Origin of the sequence: Paraburkholderia bannensis NBRC 103871, assembly GCF_000685015.1 — a bacterium.
GTDB classification, from domain to species: domain Bacteria; phylum Pseudomonadota; class Gammaproteobacteria; order Burkholderiales; family Burkholderiaceae; genus Paraburkholderia; species Paraburkholderia bannensis.
Map to the genome: position 1 here is coordinate 37,432 of NZ_BAYA01000040.1, position 16,589 is coordinate 54,020.

The 16,589-nt window shown below is 61.2% G+C and carries 16 protein-coding genes; 7 read left to right on the plus strand and 9 right to left on the minus strand.

Features of this window, described 5'->3' with window-relative positions; translation table 11 throughout:
- Positions 1-76: 76 nt before the first annotated feature.
- Positions 77-1,030, plus strand: a complete 954-nt coding sequence (locus tag BBA01S_RS44145) for a DMT family transporter (protein WP_042298397.1) — start codon at positions 77-79, stop codon at positions 1,028-1,030.
- On the opposite strand, the gene BBA01S_RS34970 is transcribed toward BBA01S_RS44145, so the two are convergent.
- Positions 990-1,943, minus strand: coding sequence for a LysR family transcriptional regulator (locus BBA01S_RS34970; RefSeq protein WP_042298398.1), 954 nt, complete (start codon positions 1,941-1,943; stop codon positions 990-992). The genes BBA01S_RS44145 and BBA01S_RS34970 overlap by 41 nt on opposite strands.
- Positions 1,944-2,071: 128 nt before the next feature.
- On the opposite strand from BBA01S_RS34970, the gene BBA01S_RS34975 reads away from it, so the two are divergent.
- Complete coding sequence (locus tag BBA01S_RS34975) at positions 2,072-2,953, plus strand: aldo/keto reductase family oxidoreductase (protein ID WP_027820492.1); 882 nt, start codon at positions 2,072-2,074, stop codon at positions 2,951-2,953.
- Positions 2,954-3,088: 135 nt separating this feature from the next.
- On the plus strand, positions 3,089-3,529 hold the full coding sequence (locus tag BBA01S_RS34980) for a hypothetical protein (RefSeq protein WP_042298399.1): 441 nt from the start codon (positions 3,089-3,091) through the stop codon (positions 3,527-3,529).
- A 211-nt stretch (positions 3,530-3,740) separates the two neighbouring features.
- Here BBA01S_RS34980 and BBA01S_RS34985 read toward each other — a convergent pair whose 3' ends face one another.
- Positions 3,741-3,974, minus strand: a complete 234-nt coding sequence (locus BBA01S_RS34985) for a hypothetical protein (RefSeq protein ID WP_027820494.1) — start codon at positions 3,972-3,974, stop codon at positions 3,741-3,743.
- A gap of 519 nt (positions 3,975-4,493) precedes the next feature.
- Here BBA01S_RS34985 and BBA01S_RS34990 point away from each other — a divergent pair.
- Positions 4,494-5,135, plus strand: coding sequence for a LysE family translocator (locus BBA01S_RS34990; protein ID WP_027820495.1), 642 nt, complete (start codon positions 4,494-4,496; stop codon positions 5,133-5,135).
- A gap of 182 nt (positions 5,136-5,317) precedes the next feature.
- Here BBA01S_RS34990 and BBA01S_RS44150 read toward each other — a convergent pair whose 3' ends face one another.
- Entirely contained in the window at positions 5,318-6,121 is an 804-nt protein-coding gene (locus BBA01S_RS44150) for an IclR family transcriptional regulator (RefSeq protein WP_218004272.1), read from the minus strand.
- Positions 6,122-6,256: 135 nt separating this feature from the next.
- Here BBA01S_RS44150 and BBA01S_RS44155 point away from each other — a divergent pair, with 135 nt between their 5' ends.
- Complete coding sequence (locus BBA01S_RS44155) at positions 6,257-7,408, plus strand: MFS transporter (protein ID WP_042298400.1); 1,152 nt, start codon at positions 6,257-6,259, stop codon at positions 7,406-7,408.
- A 14-nt stretch (positions 7,409-7,422) separates the two neighbouring features.
- Here BBA01S_RS44155 and BBA01S_RS35005 read toward each other — a convergent pair whose 3' ends face one another.
- The 5 genes from BBA01S_RS35005 to BBA01S_RS35025 all read right to left on the minus strand — a co-directional run bounded on the left by BBA01S_RS35005 (position 7,423) and on the right by BBA01S_RS35025 (position 13,895).
- The gene (locus tag BBA01S_RS35005; RefSeq protein WP_027820496.1) at positions 7,423-8,388 is read right to left on the minus strand and encodes a LysR family transcriptional regulator; all 966 of its coding nucleotides are present in this window, start codon (positions 8,386-8,388) and stop codon (positions 7,423-7,425) included.
- Between the two features lie 41 nt (positions 8,389-8,429).
- Positions 8,430-9,935 (minus strand): efflux transporter outer membrane subunit, encoded by a 1,506-nt coding sequence (locus tag BBA01S_RS35010; RefSeq protein ID WP_084162728.1) that lies wholly within the window; start codon positions 9,933-9,935, stop codon positions 8,430-8,432.
- Between the two features lie 2 nt (positions 9,936-9,937).
- Positions 9,938-11,149 (minus strand): HlyD family secretion protein, encoded by a 1,212-nt coding sequence (locus BBA01S_RS44160; protein WP_084162732.1) that lies wholly within the window; start codon positions 11,147-11,149, stop codon positions 9,938-9,940.
- Between the two features lie 33 nt (positions 11,150-11,182).
- Entirely contained in the window at positions 11,183-12,733 is a 1,551-nt protein-coding gene (locus BBA01S_RS35020; protein ID WP_027820498.1) for an MFS transporter, read from the minus strand.
- Between the two features lie 151 nt (positions 12,734-12,884).
- Positions 12,885-13,895: a DAPG hydrolase family protein gene (locus BBA01S_RS35025; protein WP_027820499.1), complete on the minus strand. Its 1,011-nt coding sequence runs from the start codon at positions 13,893-13,895 to the stop codon at positions 12,885-12,887.
- 303 nt (positions 13,896-14,198) lie between these two features.
- On the opposite strand from BBA01S_RS35025, the gene BBA01S_RS35030 reads away from it, so the two are divergent.
- Complete coding sequence (locus tag BBA01S_RS35030) at positions 14,199-14,951, plus strand: IclR family transcriptional regulator (protein ID WP_042298401.1); 753 nt, start codon at positions 14,199-14,201, stop codon at positions 14,949-14,951.
- A 245-nt stretch (positions 14,952-15,196) separates the two neighbouring features.
- Here the strand turns inward: BBA01S_RS35030 and BBA01S_RS44165 are convergent, their stop codons facing one another.
- Complete coding sequence (locus tag BBA01S_RS44165) at positions 15,197-16,021, minus strand: IclR family transcriptional regulator (RefSeq protein WP_156966188.1); 825 nt, start codon at positions 16,019-16,021, stop codon at positions 15,197-15,199.
- A 213-nt stretch (positions 16,022-16,234) separates the two neighbouring features.
- Here BBA01S_RS44165 and BBA01S_RS35040 point away from each other — a divergent pair.
- On the plus strand, positions 16,235-16,589 hold a 355-nt coding region (locus tag BBA01S_RS35040), incomplete at its 3' end, for a cyclase family protein (protein ID WP_027820501.1).

Genomic DNA, 16,589 nt, shown 5'->3' on the forward strand with positions numbered 1-16,589 from the left:
CCATTCTAGCGTGAGACGGGCACGGCGATCCGCCCGCAAGATCGGGGTTCTTTCCGCTCTCGTGAGAACCGACGCAATGCCCGCCGCCCCCTCTTTGCGCCACGCGCTTTTCCCGCTTGCCGCCATCCTGCTGTGGTCAGGCAACGTCATGGTGTCGCGGCTCTCCGCGCACACGATCGATCCCTACGCCATCACGTTCTGGCGTCTCGTGCTGGCCGTCGCGCTGATGAGCCTGTTCGTGCCCGCCGCCGCATGGCGCAACCGCGCGGCCATCCTGCCGCAACTGCCGAAACTCGCCTTGCTCGGCCTGCTTGCGATGGCGCTGTTCCAGTGCCTCTCCTACGCCGCCGCGAAAACCACCACGGCGACCAACATGTCGATCATGACGGCGCTCGTGCCCCTGCTGACGATGCTGCTCTCGGTGGCCCTGCTCGGCGAGACACCAACGGCCGGCATGGCAGGCGGCGGCGTCCTGTCGTTCGCGGGACTCGTGTGGTTGATCACGGCGGGCCATCCCGCCGCGCTGCTCGCAGGCGGCGTCCACGCGGGCGATCTGCTGATGCTGGTTGCGGCGCTCGCGTATGCGCTCTACGGCGTGCTGCTGCGACGCTGGCACGTGGGCTTGCCGTCCTGGCAATCGACGTATTTTCAGGCGCTTGCGGCGCTGCTCTTCATGCTGCTGCCGCTCTCGCGCCTGCCGCTGGCCGAAGCGCTGCCGAACCGCGCGAGCCTGCCGCTGATTGCCTACGCCGGGTCGCTGGCGTCGGTCGTGCTGCCGTACTTCTGGATGCAGGGCGTCAAGCACCTCGGGCCGAGCCGCTGCAGCATGTTCATGAACCTGTTGCCCGTGTTCACGGCGGCGCTGGCCGTGAGCGTGTTCGGCGAGCAGCTGCATGGCTATCACCTGCTGGGCGGTGTCACGGCGCTCGCGGGCGTCCTGCTCGCGCAGACGTGGCGCGCGCCGCTTTATCGCCCGCGCCAGCCATCAATCAGGATGCCGAACCATCCTTCGACTTCAGAAAATCGATGAAGGCCCGCAGCGGCGCAGGCACATGACGCCGCCCGGGATAGTAAAGAAACGGCCCGGAGAATTCGGGCCACCAGTCCGCAAGCAGCGGCACCAGCGCGCCGCTCTCGAAATGCGGCGTGAGCATGTCCTCGAACAGCGCGACAACGCCCGCGCCGCGCAATGCCATGTCGATGGCGAGATCGAGCGACGCCGCGGGCTTCACCACCAGCTGCCCCGGCGGGTCGAGACGCAGGGTCTCGCCATCGCGGTGGTATTCCCAGATCGCCATTGCGCCGCCCGAAAAACGGATGCGCAAGCAAGCATGGTCGAGCAGGTCGCGAGGATGCCCCGGCACGCCGCGCGCCGCAAGATAAGCCGGTGACGCCGCCGTGGCGAAACGCTGCGTACGCGGCCCGATCGGCAGCGCGATCATGTCCTGGTCGAGCCGCTCGTCATAGCGGATTCCGGCGTCGCAGCCCACTTGCAGGACATCGACGAAACCGTCCTCGACCATCACTTCGACGCGAATTTCCGGGTAAGCCTGCGCAAACGGCGCGAGAATCGGCGGCAGCACGTTGCGCGCTACGTTGGCCGGGACGTTCAGGCGCAGCACCCCGGCGGGACGGTCGCGATAGCCGTTGAGCACGTCCAGCGCGGCCTTCATCTCCGCGAACAGCGGCGTGATGGTTTCGAGCAGGCGCTGGCCCGCCTCGGTGGGCGCGACGCTGCGGGTCGTGCGGTGCAGCAGTCGCAGGCCAAGCTTGGCTTCGAGCCGCCGCACCGCCGTGCTAAGACTGGACGCCGACACCCCGCCCGCGCGTGCGGCGTCGCGAAAGCCTCCAGCGCGCGCGACCGCGGCAAAGGCCGCGAGGTCGTTCATCTCGAACGCGAGGTTCGGTTGCGGGCGAGTTTCCTGATTCGTGATCGTGACCATGGCGAAAGATAGCCTCCGGGATCCGCCCTCATTGTGCAAAATTTTGAACAACCCGTGCGGATCGACTGGGATTATCTAACAGCGCGGCGGCGCCCATACTGACGCCATCCCTTTTCGAGGAGAACGCAATGTCGCAACCGACGAAATCCCCCGCACGCACCTTCACGCTGGCCGGCCGCACCGTCAACCGCATGGGCTATGGCGCCATGCAACTGGCCGGGCCGGGCGTATTCGGCCCGCCGAAGGATCGCGCCCAGGCCGTCGCGGTGCTGCGCGAAGCGCTCGCGCTGGGCGTGAACCACATCGACACGAGCGACTTCTACGGGCCGCACGTGACCAACCAGATCATCCGCGAGGCGCTGCACCCCTATCCCGCCGACCTGACGATCGTCACCAAGGTCGGTGCGGTGCGCGACGACAAGGGCGCGTGGCTGCCGGCGCTCGAACCGGCGGACATCGAGCGCGCCGTGCACGACAACCTGCGCAACCTGGGTCTCGACGCGCTGGACATCGTGAACCTGCGCATCATGGGCGACATCCACCAGCCCTCGGAAGGCCCGATCGAGCGCCAGATGGAAGCGCTCGCCGCGCTGCGCGAGCGCGGCCTCGTGCGCCACATCGGCATGTCGAACGCGACGGCAAAGCAGGTCGCCGACGCAGGCCGCATCGCGCCGATCGTCTGCGTGCAGAACCACTACAACCTGGTGAACCGCGCCGACGATGCGCTGATCGACACGCTCGCCGCGCAGGGCATTGCGTATGTGCCGTTTTTCCCGCTTGGCGGCTTCACGCCGATCCAGTCGTCGGCGCTGTCGGAGATCGCGCAGTCGCTGGGCGCCACGCCGATGACGGTCGCGCTCGCCTGGCTGCTGCACCGCGCGCCGAATATCCTGCTGATTCCGGGGACATCGTCGCTGGGGCACCTGCGCGAAAACATGCAGGCCGAGACGCTCGAACTGAGCGCGGACGTGCTCGCCCAGCTCGACGCCATCGGCAAGGCGGCGGGCTGAGCGGATGCGGGTGCGCGTGACAGATTGTTGGGATCGAAGGTAAGCCGCCGCACATGCGGGTATGCACCTTGCGTCGAGAATGGCTTGAGCGTGAATTCGATGTGAGTTCCGCGCGGCTTTCGGGAGGATCCGACAATGCCAGCCATTCACGTCCGGCGCCATGCCCGTGCGGCGGCCTTGCTGGGAATCGTGTGCGGCGCGCTGCTCACGCAGCCCGCCCAGTCAGCCGGAAAATTCGACGGCACCTGGAGCGTCACGCTCACCTGCCAGACCGGCCCCGACGGCGCTTATAGCTACACCTTCCACTTCCCGGCCACGGTGGTGGACGGCGTGCTCCACGGCGAGCGCGGCGACAAGGGCCGCGGCGGCTGGTTTACGCTCGACGGCAAGATCGAGCCCGACGGCAGCTCCACGCTGATCGGCCAGGGGCTGACGAGCGCGCCAGGCTACTCGGTCGGCCACCTGGATCCGCGCACGCCCTACGAATACAGCGTGAGCGCGCATTTCGACGCGGCTTCAGGCACCGGCTCGCGCACGACCACGCGTCAATGTGATTTCGTGTTCGTGAAGCAATGAGGGCGGCGTTGCATCGGCACGGCATCGGCATGAAGCGCCTTGACGTCGCGCGCATTCCACCCGGCCCACCATTCGGCGGACGAAAAAAAACCGCGGTTCGCAAACCGCGGCTCGTGAAGTCCTGCCACTCTCATCCGATGCGCGCCGCTCCCTCAAACGGCGCGCCCGGGAACCCCGTGCTTATTCCTGTTGCGAGAATCCGCCGCGCCACTCAGGCCTGCGGATCTGCCGAAGCGTCGCCCGCGTCGGCTTGCTGCGTGCCGTCGTCGGCCTGCTTCTCGTCTTCCTTCTTCTCGACCATCTTTTCGAGCGCACCTGCGCCCTCGAAACCAGCGACCGCCGCGGCCGCCTTGGTCAGAAAACCGGCATCCGCATCGACCTTCTCCGTCGCTTCGACGGCTGCCACTGCGCCAGCGATTTCGCCTACCTTGTCCAGAATGCCCATTTGACCCCTCCGGTTCATGCCAGTTGACGATTCAGGCGCGTCGCGCCCGAAACGCACGTTCAAGCCCTGCGGTTCCTGCTCATCCCTGCATTTTTTGCCTGTCGAGGTGCCGCCTTCGATCAATCGCTTCGATACCGTTGCCGACGCACCGTTCTCCCACCGCCTGCACCGCTGGATGACAGACACGGGGCGATGGCGTTGAGACATTCTCGACGCAGCAGACAGGCAGAGCAATCATAAATCGCCAAATCTGACAATGGTTAACGATTCATTCTTCGGATGTTTATTGCGATGCGTCAATAACTTACCTATAGTGAAACTGTCTCCTCCATGTCTCCTTAGACGTGGTTCAAGCCCGCCTCCAGGCGGGCTTTTTTCTTTTGCGCGACGCTTGCGGGTCGCTTGCGGGACTTCTGCCTGCCCCTCCAGACCGCACGCCGCCGCGATTCACGCCTGCCCGCCGCGCCGCGCACTGGCATAATCCGGGTTCACTTTTTCCATCCCTGTCAGGCTGTTGCAATGAACCTCCATACCTGGTGGCTGTTCCTCGCCACTGTCTTTGTCGTCTGCGCCATCCCCGGCCCCAATATGCTGCTCATCATGTCGCACGGCGCGCAGTACGGCCTGCGCCGCACGAGCGCGACCATGGGCGGCTGCCTGTCGGCGCTCGTGCTGATGCTGGCCGTTTCCGCCGCGGGCCTGGGCGTGTTCCTGCAAGCCTGGCCGACGATGTTCAACGTCCTGCGCTTTATCGGCGCTGCCTATCTCGTGTATCTGGGCGTCAAGGCGTGGAGTGCGCCCGTCGAGTCGAACGAACGTGCCGACGCCAGCACCGAAGCGCTTACGGCCCGTCCGGCGCGCCCTGCGGCCACGCTGTTCCGCAACGGCTTCCTGGTGGCGAGCAGCAACCCGAAGGCGATCCTGTTCGCCGCCGCGCTGCTGCCGCAGTTCATCGACGCGAGCCGCCCCACGCTGCCGCAGTTCGGCGTGCTGGTCGCGACGTTCGCTGTGTGCGAGGTGAGCTGGTACCTGGTGTATGCGAGCTTCGGCACGCGCATCGGCGCGACGCTCAAGAGCCAGCGAGTGGCGAAGGTTTTCAACCGCGTGACGGGCGGCGTGTTTGTCGGCTTCGGCGCGATGATGGCGTTGATGCGTCAGTGATGAGTCGATAATGCGTCGGTAATGCGTCGGTAAAAAGCGGGACATGGGGTACGGGAAGCGTAAAACGATATCTACAAAGTTGAATGCTTCCCTTTCGTAGCTTGAGCCCATAATCACAGCAAACTGGTGACCGGCGTACCAAACAAATGTTTCGCACACCTTCCGATCACTATTCCTTGTGGTCAAGCCTGGGGGGCAGCGACCGCCCCCGAATTACGGCGCGTAGCGCCAAGCGCCGATTCAATCTCCGACTTGGTCTGACGTAGTGCTCCCAGCAAGTCTTCGAAGCGCTCCTCAAACCGCAAGGCGGGAACGGCGAGCGCCATCGCATAGCTCTGGTTGGATGAAGTCTCGATTGCGATACCCAGTCCGCAGACGCCTCGCGCATGCTCCTCGCGATCGACCGCATAGCCGAGTTCCCGGATCGTGGCCAGGTGCTGAAACAGCTCCGGCTTCTTGACAATTGTTGCCTGCGTCCGTTGCTCAAGCCGGTGCTCAAGCAGCGTCCCCACTTCAGCATCCTGAAGCAACGACAGCAGCATTTTTCCGTGAGCCGTACAGTGCAGCGGATAGGCCGTGCCAATGGCCGATCCAACACGAAGCTCCTGATCGGAAAGATATTGGTCGACCGAGATCGCGTGAGCCCCTCTCAACACGCAAATGTCGACAGTCTCGCGCGTGCGTCGGCTTAGCGCATCAGCAAAAGGCTTTGCGACGGCCACCACATCGGTCTGCGCCGATGCCGCAAGCCGGACAAGCGCCGGCCCCAACCTGACCCCTCCCGAGCCGGTCGACACAAAACCTTGAGCTTCCAGTGCATGAACGAGGCGATGCACGGTCGTTCGAGGAAGCTGCGCAGATCGAGCGATCTGCGAGAGGCTGAGTCCCGACGATTGCCCCTCCAGGGCACTGAGCACAGCGACCGCGCGCGCGATCACCTGCTTGCCCGATGCGTTGTCCGCATCGGCTTCCTGAATCTCGTCCACGCTTTGCACCTTAAGGGTTAATACCAAAAGAAATCTTGACCATTTGGACAGCACGTCCTACCCTATGTTCCGTACAAAGGATATCAGTGTTCCACTCAGTGGACACTATAGAACAGCACGGAAACAGACGCAATAATGAAATCACGTTCCACTTCGAAACTCGCTGGATTCACCTTGTTGAGCGTTGCCTGCCTGACGATCATGGTCGGCTGCGTTATCGTCCCCGGCCTGCCATCGATCGCTTCGGCATTAGGCTTGCCCACGTCGGCCAGCTGGCTCGTGACAACTCCTTCTCTGGGCGTCGTGCTCTTTGGGCCGATGGTCGGTCGACTCATCGAGCGCGCGGGATTGCGTCGCTCGCTCTGTATCGGCCTCTTTCTCTACGGGCTTCTCGGTGTCATTGGCGTCTTCCTGCGCGGGCCGTATGTCGTGCTTGGCGACCGGTTGCTGCTTGGCGGCGCAACGGCGATCGTCATGTCCGCCGGCACCGGGATGATCTCGGCGCTCTACGAGGGGTCGGCACGGCTCGCCATGATCGCAAGACAGGGCATGTCGATCGAGCTGGGAGGGGTCATCTTTCTGTCGATCGGCGGCGTGCTTGCCGCTTATGGCTGGCAGTTCCCGTTCCTGCTCTACCTTGTTGCATGGGCGATGCTGGCCATGGTGTGGATGTTCGTTCCCGACGTCCATCTTCAGGGTGACGGCGAAGTGCAAGCGCAGTCGGCTCCCGTCTCTGCTGGACTCAAGCTGGTCTTTTTCTCGGCCAGCGCCTCGATGATTCTGTTTTTCACGGGAATCATTGCGCTGCCGCTCATGCTCGGTTCACTGGGACTGAGTGAAGCGCAGACAGGTTATTTCCTGTCATTCATCTCGCTGGTTGCCGTCGTCGCTGCGTCGCAAATGCCACGCGTAGCGGGCTCGATTGGTGAAAATCAGACACTTGTTTTTGCGTTCGTCTGTTACGTCGTAGCGCACGCCATCTTTGCTCTTTCGCCTTCCATCCCGAGCGCTATATGCGGCGGCATTGCCATGGGATGCGGCTTTGGATTTTCCGTGCCGCTAGTCAATCACATGACCGTCGAGCAAAGTCCTGTTGCCCAGCGAGGACGTCACCTGGCCTATCTTTCCATGTCGATTTTTCTTGGCCAGTTTCTTTCCTCGTTCATGGATATTGTTGCGTCCAATACTCAGCACGTTTTTGTGACCGCTTTCATCCTCGGCTGCTTCGCTGTGGCAACCGTATCGATCACTCACCATCGTCTGCGCGCACGAGCCGGATCACGCTGAGAAACTGGGCAGGTTTACGCAACTGGCGCGCTTGTCCAACGCGCCAGCTTCCGGTATTCCTCAAGCTGGCGATTGTCTTCAGCAAGCGCCGCCGGAATTTCTCGTTTAAGAAAATTCACCCAGGCCTGCGTCTTCGCATCGACGAATTGCCGTGAGGGATAGATGACGTACAAATTGAGCGCACCTAGTTCGATATCCTGAAGAACGCAGGCCAGATCGCCGCGCCGGAGCGCGGGAAGCGCCGAAGCTACCGGAAGCACGCCAATCCCGAACCCCTCCTGCATTGCCGCAAGCAGCGCGCTTTCGTGATTGAAGGACAGCCCGATCGGCAAGTCCCGGATCCGTTCGACGACCTCCTTGCCTGCAAGCGTCCAGGTGCCTGCCGGCATATGCGGCGTGTTCATGCGCAGGCACGTGTGGCCATTCAGGTCGTCGAGACCCGCAGGTGTGCCGTGGCGCCGGAGATAACCTGGAGAGGCGCACGCTACGACCGCAACCGTACCCAAAGTCTGCGCCACCATGACCGAATCAGGTAGCGAAGGCGCAAGTATCAAGGCGGTATCGTAGCCGCCTTCGATGATATGCAAAGGCGCATCCGAAAACACGACGTCGACATCGACGGTTGGATGCCGCTCCCGGAACCGCAGCACCGTCGACACGATGTCGCTCTGGCCAAACCCCAGGGGAGCGTAGACCCGAAGCGTTCCCGCCGGATCTTCCGCCGCGCTGCGTGCCTCGGCTTCGGCGGAATCCAGCCATCTCATGATCGTCTTGCAACGCGCGAGGTATTTTTCGCCCACTTCTGTGAGCACATACTTGCGCGTGCTGCGGTTCAGCAGTCGTGCCTGCAGATGGGTTTCGAGCTGCGAGACCGCGCGTGATACCTGTGCCGTCGATACCTTCAGCTGTTTCGCCGCTGCGGAAAACCCTCCTGACGCAACGACGGCCATGAACATGCGCATATTTTCAGTCGTATCCATCTGCTAACTCCAAACCTGATTCGTCGCGAGGCAACCTAAAGTCAACCCACGACCTGCCACCCTCCGCCCAAAGCTTTGTAAAGCGCGACGAGTTCGGCGCGAAGCGTGATCTCTGTCTGTTCGAGCGCATCTTCGTTCGCGAGCAACGCCTCCTGTGCTGTGTCGATTTCCAGGAAGCTGACGCTTCCCTGCTCATAGCGCTGCTGTGCGGCGGTCAACGCGTCGCGCGCATTGCTGACTGCCAGTACGAGATCTTTCCTGCGCTCCTGCGTGTTTCCATAGGCTGTGATGGCGTTATCGACGTCTCGCCAGGCCTGGAGCACCGTCTTTTGCCACGCAATCGCCGCCTCCTTTTGCTGCGATTTGCGCAGCTTCAGGGTTGAGCGCAAACGGCCGCCTTCGAAGATCGGCAGGTCGATCGTTGGCCCGATGGAGAACGCACGGCTCGGCAACGCGAACAAGCTGCCGAAATTCAGCGCTTCGGTGCCAACGCTGCCGTTGAGGCTGACATCCGGATAGAACGATGCGATGGCGACGCCAGTCTGCGCAGTTGCCTGATGCAGACGTGCTTCGGCCTCCCGAACATCGGGTCTGCGCCGCAGAAGTTCCGATGGAAGTCCCACTGGCACTTCGGGCGGCAAGAGCGGGAGGTCTTTTACAGGCGCCAGTTCGCTTTGAAGCGCTCGCGGTGGCAAGGCAAGCAACAGTCCGATGGCGTTAATGGCCTCTTGTTCGGTGGTCAGGATCTCCGGCAGCGAAGCGGCGATGGCGTCCCGCCGAACTTTCGCCCGCGCCACGTCGAGTTTGTTGCCGACGCCGTTCTCATACTGGTTTTGAACCAGCGACAATGAATGATTGGCGGTGGTGAGATTGCTGCGTGTGATGGCTTCGCGCGCCTGGTATCCACGCAAGGTCATGTAATCGCATGCGAGTTCGGCTAGCGCATCCAGTGCGATACCGCGACGGGCCTCGATTGCCGCGTCAGTGCCCGCATCCGATGCTTCAACCGCACGTCTTACCTTGCCAAACAGATCGAGCTCCCAGGACGCCGACAGCCCCGCATTCCAGTCGCTGTACTCAAGCGGCGCGCCGTCCGGGTGCGAGACAAGATTTGCCGTTCCAGCGGAACTAATGCGATCGTGCGATTCGGCGATCGAGGCGCCCACGTGAGGCCGTCCTGCGGACGCCGCCACGCCGCGCGCGGCCTGGGCCTGCTGCACCCGCTCGCTCGCCGCTGCGAGGTCAAGATTCTCCTTGACGAGACGCTGTACAAGGCTGGACAGGACGGGGTCGTTAAAGCTGCTCCACCACGATTCGTCTATCGCTGCGCCCGTTACCCTGTTGGTCGCATCATCCGGCGTGCTCGCCCATACCGAAGGCGCCATCGCCGTCGTCTTCTCCGGCAATGCCGGTGGACGAAAATCAGGCCCAACGGTGCAACCTGCAACGAGCATGGCGGATGCGAGCGCACCCAGAACACAGACAGTAAGCTGTGGCAGCTTCTTGATTTCAAGGCTGGAGCGCCCGGTAACTTGCTTGACGCCCATGATCACACTCCTGCTGCGGCGCTGGCAGGACGGGCAGCTTCGTTGCGGGTTCCGTCGCCGCCATCGGTCATGCGCTCCTGGCCTGCCTCGTTGGCCCGGTGATAAGTGTCCCGACCTTTGGCCATCACATCGGCAAAGTTCGTCCTCACGGTCGTCTCGACTGACATACCCAGGCGCAGCATCGCAACTTGCGGCTGATTGGGCGCAAACGTGATCTTGACCGGAAGCCGCTGGACGATCTTGGTGAAATTCCCGGTCGCATTGTCAGGCGCGATGGGCTCGAACGTACCGCCGGTCGCCGGCGCAACGCTGTCCACATAGGCATCCAGGTCGATATCGTAAGCATCGACATGTACGCGCACGTGCTGACCCGGCTCCATGTGCTTGAGCGCAACCTCGCGATACTGCGCTTCGACATAGATTTCCTTTTGCGGCACAAGCGCCATCAATGCCGATCCAGGATTGACAAAATTTCCCTGCTCGACGCTGTGCTCGCCGACGACGCCATCCACCGGCGCCGTGATCCGCGTATAGCTGAGATTGAGCTGCGCCTGGGCAAGCGCCGCCTCATCAGCCTTGACAGTTGCCAGTGCGGCTTCGTGCTGCGCCTTGAGCAGGTCAAGCTGATGTCGCGCGGCACTCACTGCCGCTTTCGAGCGGGCAAGTTCCGCCTTCGTTTCCGCAAGCGTGGCGTCCGCCGCCTGGGTGTCCTGGCGCGATCCCGAGCCAAACTCGGCCAGGTTGCGGTAACGCGTGGCGTTGGACTGCGCGAGCGAGAGCCTTGCCTCGATCTGGCTCACCTGCGCGTCTTCCTGGGCGATGACGTCGGGCTGTCGATCCACCGATGCCAGCGCGTCATCGACCTGCGCACGGTCGCGCAACAACTGCGCTTCGGCACGATCGACGGCAGTGCGATAGTCACGGTCGTCGATCGTCGCGAGCAGCTGGCCAGCGTGCACAAACTGGTTATCCTGAACGCCGACATAGTTGACCTGCCCGGCAATACGAGGCGCGATGGTCGTGTAGTGCGCGGTGATGCGCGCATCGTCCGTATAGACGTCGGATGTCGGTACGTAGATTTTCCAGGCGGCCACGCCAACGAAAGTTGCGACTACCGCTGCACCGATTATCAGCGGCAGCTTGCTCTTTTTCGGGTGCGCGTGGTGAGCCCCGTTCTGCGTGGTTGAAGCCGGGCCAGCAGGGGGTTTGGTCATGTCGTTCATTTCTTGAAACTGATTGATTACTTCTTACTTCTTCAAAAGTGCGATGCGCGGTGGCAGTGTGCGTTGCGGAAGCACAAGCAACACGGCGAATACAACGGCCGCAAAGGCCGCCAGCAACAGATAGTCATCCTTGATAACCATGACTGCCGCCTGAACGTCCACAGCGTGCGCAAACTGGGCGAGGCTACTGGCAGTGCGCGGCGTGCCATCGGCCAAAAGCGGCGGCAGGTGCTGCACGTCGAGGCCGCCATTCGCCTGAATGGTCGTGAACCGATGGGTTCCAGCCGACTCAAGAATACGGGTGGAGTGAAGCTGTCCACGAAATTGGGCCATCAGTTCCAGGATGCAGCCGCCGAGCACCTCGCTGACGCCGCGTGGCATGTTCACCAGAGATGATGCAAACGGCCCTTCTTGCGGCGCGATGGAATTCGTCGCCATCATCAGCAATGACAGGACGACACACGCCTGCCCAAATCCTGAAAGCGCCTGCCAGACGTAGAACTGCTCCCGGCTCCACGTCGAGTCGAGCTGGCTGCAACCGATACAGGCGGTGATGAGGCACAGCAAACCGAGGCCATTGACCCACCGGCTATCGATCCACTCCACATCCAGGATCTTGACCACCAAAGGGAGAAATATCAGTTGTAGCGCCGCGACTTCTGCCATCAACGTCCATATCTGCATCTGCCTGAATCCCTGCACTTCCGCGAGGTATTCGGATGGAACCGCAGAGCCTGACATCCCGATGATCACAAAGCTGAAAAGCGTCAGCACGCCATAAGCCACATTGCGCCGCTTGAGAAGTTGCGGGCGAAACAGCGGGAGCTCCTGCTTGAACTCGTTGACGATCAGGAGCGGAATAGCGACAACGCTCACGACGGCCAACGTGCAGATCAACCTTGAATTGAACCAGTCCAGATGGGGGCCGTGCTTCAGCAGGGTCGTCAGCGCGCCCATGCCGATAAACACGAGCAGGGTTCCTTGCCAGTCATACTTCTTGAGCCGCGCATAATTCGGCGAATCCTGCGGCATGCCGTACCACACGCAGAGCGCACCAATCGTGCAAAGCGGAATTGCTTCGAGATAGACAAACTGCCATCCAACCATGTCTGTCCATAGTGCACACATGGCAGAACTCAGGTTCGGGAAAAACGTTGCGGTCAGCGCATAGCACGCGAGGCCATAGAGGCGGATTTGCGGCCCCAGAAAACGCAACGCAGCAGTCATGACAAGGGGGATCGTGAACCCGTGGGCGAGTCCCTGCAGCGCGCGCAACATCAGGAAAATCGGCTCGCTATGAGCGAGCGGCAGAAGAGACGACGATATGCAGTTCAACGCGAGCACGAACAGAACCATGCGTCGAAGCGTGACCGCCACTGCCCAGCAAGGCGAAAGCGCCATGCCGATGACCATGCCGCTGACGTAGATGCTTTCCATCCAGAGCCCGGCGTCGTGACCGATGCCAAAGGCTCCACGTACATCGACTAGCGCACTTGATCCTACTTGATCGTTGAACTCTGCCGCCATCGCCGCGACGATGACGCCAGCCAGACCTATCAAGGGTTTCCTATCCAACGGTATATCCTTTCAACAACAACGCCAGATCCCTCGCGGCACCCTTTACCGTTTCGAGGCACTGGCAGTTACCACTGACTAAAGCTAGCTACAGTTTCCACTTCCTGCGATGCCTGCACGACATCTTCCATGCAGGCACCGTCCTGAATTTTCAGGCTCCGTACTCCCGATAGATCTGCGGCAAGAAACCGCCGAGACAGGTGAACTCGGTCATGTCGTGCAGCGCCATCTCGTAGGCAAAGTTTTCCAGTGCCGCTTTATCGAGGCCCATACGCTGGGTCACCGCCTTCGACAGACGTGCGCCATCCGGAAACTTCTTGAAGCGATTGAACGACGAGTGAGTGCCGATCCAGTAGCGGTTGATCATCTCCAGCCCCGCCGGCGTGTCGCGCCCCAGGTGAATCATCAGGACAAGCGGCGCATTGCGCGCGTCTGCGGGAGAAATGATTCCGCTGGCGTTGAATGTAAATCCGTTGGTCTTCAGTGCAGCCGGATTGACGCCGAAGCTCTCCGGCGTATCGAAACTGATGTAGCCATCGAGAAAGAGGTTGCCGATATATTCGGTGATGTGATTCGGGTTGCCATACAGCCGCTCTGCGTAGGTCAGCTTCGAATTGGCAAGCCGTGCGGGATCGTCAACCGAATTGTGAATGTGCGCATACGGGAACCACAGCATGTATCGCTCGCTTTCGAGCGGGTGCCACGTGAACCACCATTCGAACATTTTGGCCGTCACGCCCGGAAAGACATGGCGAGATTGCGCATAGGCCAGAGGGCCCTCTTCCACCAGGGCATAGCCAGAGACCGGTGCGCTCTCAAAGGTGCGCATCATCTTGTCGAGGCCTGCTACGGTCGGCGGGAGAATGAATTCAGCGGGCAGAGGGCCCTGCTCCAGGGCGTTGACCATCGCCATCGGCGCGACCAGGTCCTTCGTGAAATATTTGGCGTAGGACTTGGACTGAACAAGCTGCTCGTTGACTGGCCAGCGCTTTTGCATCGGCACCTGGTAGTAGGTAATTCTCGTGCGCTCAGCATCGGCGCAACCGGCCATGCTGGACGGCGCCGCCGCGAGAGCGGACGGCATCGCATTGGCGGCTGCCATGCCTGCAAGAAAGGCCGGCGCTGCACCCAGAATCCGGCGCCGCTTGATATCCGTTGTCATGCTTTATACCTCGTTAGTCGTCCAAATCATCTGAAACCATTCCCGATCGCCTGCTGGCAGCGACCTGCCCTGGCTAACGTAAGACACTCACCGGCACTCTCATTGGTTTGCGCGACGAACCCGACACATTCGATCAATCAAATGGGTTCGCAACATCGACCTTGAAATCTCGCTGAGATTTCCTGCCGTTTGTCCCTTTTTGAAGTCTTTTCTCATCGTACCGAATAATGATACGCTAGTATCGTTAAACGGTACGGCACGAAGTCTGGCAAGATTTCGACTTGAAGTCAAGGGAGAAATGAAGTGGCAGATGAACTGGAAACCGATGGCGGCGGAAAACAGGTAGTGGCGCGCGCGGCCGCGGTTCTCGAAGCACTTGAGGGACAGGCGTCAGGCTTGAGTCTTGGCGATATCGCCAAGGCAACGGGCCTGCCGAAAAGCACCGTCCAGCGACTGGTCGGTGCGCTGGAGGCGCGACGTTTTGTCGTAGCGGGTGCAGCGGGCGTGCGTCTTGGCCCCGCAATCACGCGGCTTGCTGCGTCGATTCATACCGATGTGGTGACGATCAGCGCACCGTTCATTGAAGCGGCGTCGAGACGACTGCGTGAAACAGTGGATCTGGCGGTGTTCCGTGGGTCACATGCGTTGACCCTGTTCCAGCATTCTTCCGACCGGGAGCTACGCGTCGTTTCACCAGTCGGAGCCGCGTTCCCGCTCTATTGCACCGCGCATGGGAAGGCGATTCTGTCGACCCTGGAAGACGACGATATCCGCAGGCTGGTGAGCGGCCAGCTGGATGCGCGCAGCGAGCACACGGTCACCGATATTGATGCGCTCCTCGACGACATCGCATCCGTTCGCCGCACTGGACTGGCATTCGACCTGCAGGAGCATGCGGAAGGCGTATGCGGAGTTGGCGTGATCGTCGGGTGCGGCACGAACGAGAGGCATGCCCTTTCGATTGCCGTGCCGTCACTGAGATTCGAGCGTCAACTGCCGGAAATCAAGGCCACCCTGCTCAAATGCAAGGCCGAAATCGAGGCGCAATTTGGTTGAGCCGGTGACGCTGATGTGCAGCCACGAGGCGCGCGCATCAGCTCGCCTTGTCCCGATGTAGCATTGCCACCCAATACATCTGCAGTACGAAATAACTGCAAGATAAACAACGCCCCGCGCGAATCCGTTCCGTGCGCGCAATGCGTTGCTTAAATGATCAGGCTGGCAGCCCGCAAGAAGCGGGCTCTTGCCGTTCGGTGAAGCCGCGAAGATCCTGCCGGTAACGCAAGCGCGTTATTCACTTATTAACCGAACCGGCTCCCACGGAGCCGTTGCTGCAATTTCTCGCACTGCTCCTGCAACAGAACCTCAAGCTGCTCCCGCAGGTCGTGAAAGCGCTGCGTGGGCACAGGTATCGAGATCGCCGCCAGCTCGCCAGTGGGAAGACGAAGCGATGCAGCGATTGCGCAGACCCCGTCCGCGTTTTCCTCAAGATCACTGCTCAGGCCAGTGCGGCGAACCTCTGCAAGCGCGTCCTCAAGCTCTGGCCAGGTCGCGATCGTGTGGCTTGTCAGCTTTCCGAGGCGCAATGTGGTCTTGAGACGATCGAGTTCGTCGCGCTCTAGTGCAGCCAGCATGGCCTTGCCCGGCGCACTAGAGTGCAACGGAAACGAAATCCCGACGTCCGACTCAGCCCGCAACCGATGGGTTCCGCGCACCTGATCCACGAACACCACTTTGTCTGCGTCGAGCAAGGACAGGTCAACCGTCTCTCCGCACTCCCGGGAGATCTGCTGCAGTGTCGGACGCGCGATATCGACGATCGCAAATTTTGCGGCCGCCGCCAAAGGCAGCAGCGCGGGCCCAAGGCGCACGCCTTTGGCCAGTGAAGCAGCAATGACCAGGTTCTCAGCGTGAAGTGCATCGACGATACGCTGAACCGTCGAGCGCGGCAGGGAGAGCAGCTTCGCCAGTTCGCCAAGCGAGAGACCCTCCGGGTGTTCCTTGAGCGCCCGGAGCACTGCCGCTGCCCTCGCTATCACCTGGACTGCCGGTCTCTCGGCAGGTGAACCCTCCCCCTCAAGTTGCTCGACTTCCTCTGATCTTGCTCTAGCCATTTCGCATTCCATTCCTGCTTAAGAGATATCGGTAGTTTGCCAGATGCGCAATACGCATCCTGTTCTCGTCACTTAAATATATCGGGCATGAAGTCGAATCACCTCGGGTTCATCCCTATGGTTTCGATCGACCTTCCGATTAGTATTCACTTCACCGCAATACGGTACTTCTGTACTGAATAGCGGTACAGATTTTCAACGATATCTTTAGACCGGAGTATGTAAATGACTGTGACTGTCCGAGGCATCAACTATCAGGAGAACTTACATAACGACATGGGGCTGGAGTTTTACGACCTCAGTCATCCGTGGGGTCTCGGGCAGCCCTGCTGGCCGTATTTCGAAGACGTGAAGATCGAACGTCTCCATAACATGGCCAAGTCCGGGGTGCTCACGCAGCGCATCACGACGGTGATGCACTCGGGAACGCACATCGATGCCCCGGCGCACGTCGTCGAGGGCACGCCGTTCATGGACGAAGTCCCGCTGCCTTACTTTTTCGGCACTGGCGTCGTGGTATCGATCCCGAAGGGCAAGTGGGAAGTCATCACCGCCGAAGACCTCGAAAAAGCAAGCCCTG

Excerpts from the sequence above, each read along its gene's own strand:
- BBA01S_RS44155 (WP_042298400.1), top strand. The coding sequence starts at position 6,257 with ATGAAATCACGTTCCACTTCGAAACTCGCTGGATTCACCTTGTTGAGC.
- BBA01S_RS34975 (WP_027820492.1), top strand. The coding sequence starts at position 2,072 with ATGTCGCAACCGACGAAATCCCCCGCACGCACCTTCACGCTGGCCGGC.
- BBA01S_RS35010 (WP_084162728.1), bottom strand. The coding sequence starts at position 9,935 with ATGGGCGTCAAGCAAGTTACCGGGCGCTCCAGCCTTGAAATCAAGAAG.
- BBA01S_RS35025 (WP_027820499.1), bottom strand. The coding sequence starts at position 13,895 with ATGACAACGGATATCAAGCGGCGCCGGATTCTGGGTGCAGCGCCGGCC.
- BBA01S_RS35005 (WP_027820496.1), bottom strand. The coding sequence starts at position 8,388 with ATGGATACGACTGAAAATATGCGCATGTTCATGGCCGTCGTTGCGTCA.
- BBA01S_RS34990 (WP_027820495.1), top strand. The coding sequence starts at position 4,494 with ATGAACCTCCATACCTGGTGGCTGTTCCTCGCCACTGTCTTTGTCGTC.
- BBA01S_RS34980 (WP_042298399.1), top strand. The coding sequence starts at position 3,089 with ATGCCAGCCATTCACGTCCGGCGCCATGCCCGTGCGGCGGCCTTGCTG.
- BBA01S_RS44145 (WP_042298397.1), top strand. The coding sequence starts at position 77 with ATGCCCGCCGCCCCCTCTTTGCGCCACGCGCTTTTCCCGCTTGCCGCC.
- BBA01S_RS44165 (WP_156966188.1), bottom strand. The coding sequence starts at position 16,021 with ATGGAATGCGAAATGGCTAGAGCAAGATCAGAGGAAGTCGAGCAACTT.
- BBA01S_RS34985 (WP_027820494.1), bottom strand. The coding sequence starts at position 3,974 with ATGGGCATTCTGGACAAGGTAGGCGAAATCGCTGGCGCAGTGGCAGCC.
- BBA01S_RS34970 (WP_042298398.1), bottom strand. The coding sequence starts at position 1,943 with ATGGTCACGATCACGAATCAGGAAACTCGCCCGCAACCGAACCTCGCG.
- BBA01S_RS44160 (WP_084162732.1), bottom strand. The coding sequence starts at position 11,149 with ATGACCAAACCCCCTGCTGGCCCGGCTTCAACCACGCAGAACGGGGCT.